This window comes from Ideonella azotifigens, assembly GCF_006519715.1.
GTDB lineage: Bacteria > Pseudomonadota > Gammaproteobacteria > Burkholderiales > Burkholderiaceae_C > Ideonella > Ideonella azotifigens.
Window position 1 is genome coordinate 1 of the sequence record NZ_VIDT01000765.1, and the last position, 2,411, is coordinate 2,411.

General features: G+C 66.3%; 2 protein-coding genes. Both read right to left on the bottom strand.

From position 1 onward, the window contains the following. Positions 1 to 1,912: penicillin-binding protein 2 (gene mrdA / locus FKP22_RS27405; RefSeq protein WP_141291125.1), on the bottom strand; the 1,912-nt coding region annotated here is incomplete at its 3' end. A gap of 25 nt (positions 1,913 to 1,937) precedes the next feature. Further along, the coding region (mreD, locus tag FKP22_RS27410) for a rod shape-determining protein MreD (protein WP_141291127.1) at positions 1,938 to 2,411 on the bottom strand (474 nt) is incomplete at its 5' end.

The window sequence follows — 2,411 nt, forward strand, 5'->3', positions numbered from 1 at the left end:
TGCCGACCGGCGCGGTGGCCTTGCCCTGGCGCACCAGCGCCATGTCTTCTTCGCTGGGGTACTCGTTCCTCAGCACATAGTCGAACACGCGGCGCGCGATGGGCGCGGCCGAGGTCGAGCCGAAGCCGGCGTTCTCGACGATCAGGGCCAGCGCGACGCGGGGCGCTTCGAGCGGCGCGAAGGCGATGTAGAGCGAGTGGTCGCGCTTGCGCTCGTCGGCCTTGATGTCCTTGTAGGTCTGCCCCGCTCGCAAGCCGATCGCCTGGGCCGTGCCGGTCTTGCCGCCACTCTGGTAGGCGGCTCCGGCGAAGACCGCACGCGAGGTGCCTTCGAGCGTCACGCCGTTCATCGCGTTGCGGATCACGTCGACATCGGCCGGCCGCAGCGGCAGCGCGCTCAGCGCGTCGCTTGCGATGTGGCGTTGATCGTGCTTGACCACGTCCTCGATTTCACGCACCAGCCGCGGCTTGTAGCGCTGGCCGCCTGTCGACAGCGTCGAGACGGCGGTGGCCAGCTGCAGCATCGTGAAGCTGTTGTAGCCCTGGCCAATGCCCAGCGAGATGGTTTCGCCGGGAAACCACTTCTGGTTCGCCGGAGTCTTCGCAAAGTAGCGACGCTTCCAATCCTGCGAGGGCAGCACGCCGGTCACCTCGCCTTCCAGGTCGATGTCGGTTTTGCGGCCGAAGCCGAAGGGTTCCAGTTGATCGTGGATCAGGTCCACGCCCATCTCGTTGGCCAGGCTGTAGAAGTAGACATTGCTGGAGGTGACGATGGCCAGGCGCATGTCCTTGGGGCCGGCGCGGTCGCCCTCGGCGCTGCCGAAGGTGCGGCCGCCGAAGCTGTAGGTCAGGTTGTCCTGGATCACCACGCTGGGCGAGCGCTTGCCGGTGTTCAGCGCAGCCATCGCCATGTAGGGTTTGAAAGTCGAGCCCGGCGGATAGGTGCCGCGCATGGCCCGATTCAGCAAGGGCTTGTCGGGGTTCTCGTTCAGATCGCGCCAGGAGTCGGCATCGATGCCGTCGACGAACAGATTGGGATCGAAGGTCGGCTTCGAGACGAAGGCCAGCACCTCGCCGTTGCGCGGGTCGATGGCCACCAGCGCGCCGCGGCGCTCGCCGAACAGCTCCTCGACCATCGCCTGCAGCTTGATGTCGATCGACAAGTGCAGCTCGTTGCCAGGCGTGGGTGGGCGGCTGTTGAGCCGGCGCACTGCACGGCCACCGGCCGAGGTCTCCACCTCTTCATAGCCGGTCGCCCCGTGCAGCTCGCTTTCGTAGCTCTGCTCCAGCCCCAGCTTGCCGATGTATTCGGTGCCGCGGTAGTTGGCCAGCACGTCGTCGTCCCAATCCTCCATGGCCTTTTTCTCAGCCTGGTTGATGCGGCCGATGTAGCCCAGCATGTGGGACCCAGTGTCACCCAGCGGGTAGTTGCGGAACAGCCGTGCCTTGATGTCCACGCCGGCAAAGCGGAAGCGCTGGGCCAGGAAGCGCGCCACTTCCACGTCGGTCAGCTTGGTGCGGATGGGCAGTGACTCGAAGCTCTTGCTTTCTTCCATCTGCCGCTTGAAGCGGCGCCGGTCTCGCGGCTGGATCTCCACCACCTGCGTCAGCGCATTGATCGTCTCTTCCAGGTTCTCGACCTTGGACGGGGTGATCTCCAGCGTGTAGGCGGTGTAGTTCGAAGCCAGCACCACGCCGTTGCGATCCAGGATGCGGCCACGGTTGGGCACCACCGGCAGCACGGCGATGCGGTTGGCCTCGGCGCGGGTCGACAGTTCGTCGTGCCGGTAGACCTGCAGGTACACCAGCCGCGAGCTCAGCAGCCCGAAGGCGATCAGCACGAAAAACGCCGCCGCGACCGAGCGCAGCCGGAACCTGTCCAGCTCGCGCTCGACATTGCGCAACTCCGTCATGCCGGCAACTCTTGCATGCGCTGTTTCACAGCGGCCGCGTCTTGTCCGGGTCCGGCGGCCGGCGCTGCGGCGCCAGCAGCACCCAGCTCGCCACCGGCCACAGCAGGGCCTGGATCAGCGGCGCCAGCGCCAGCTGCCAGCCAGGGAAAGCGTCGCCGGCCAGCAGGCGGATCAGCAGAGAGACCAGCTGCGCGATGAAAAACAGCGGCAGCACGTGCAGCAGCTGCGCACCCCAGCCAAAGCCCAGCACCCGGCGGTGCAGCGCAATCGCGAAGTAGCTCAGCAGGCTGTACGACAGCGCGTGCTGGCCCAGCAGCGCCCCTTCGTGCACGTCCATCAGCAGGCCAAACACAAAGGCCCAGCCAATGCCCACGCGGCGCGGCTGGTGCACATTCCAGAACACCAGCACCAGCGCGATGAAGTCCGGCATCGCCGCGTAGCGGCCCAGCGGCATCAGATTGAGCGCCATCGCCAGCAGCAGCGAGAACCACAGGAAGAC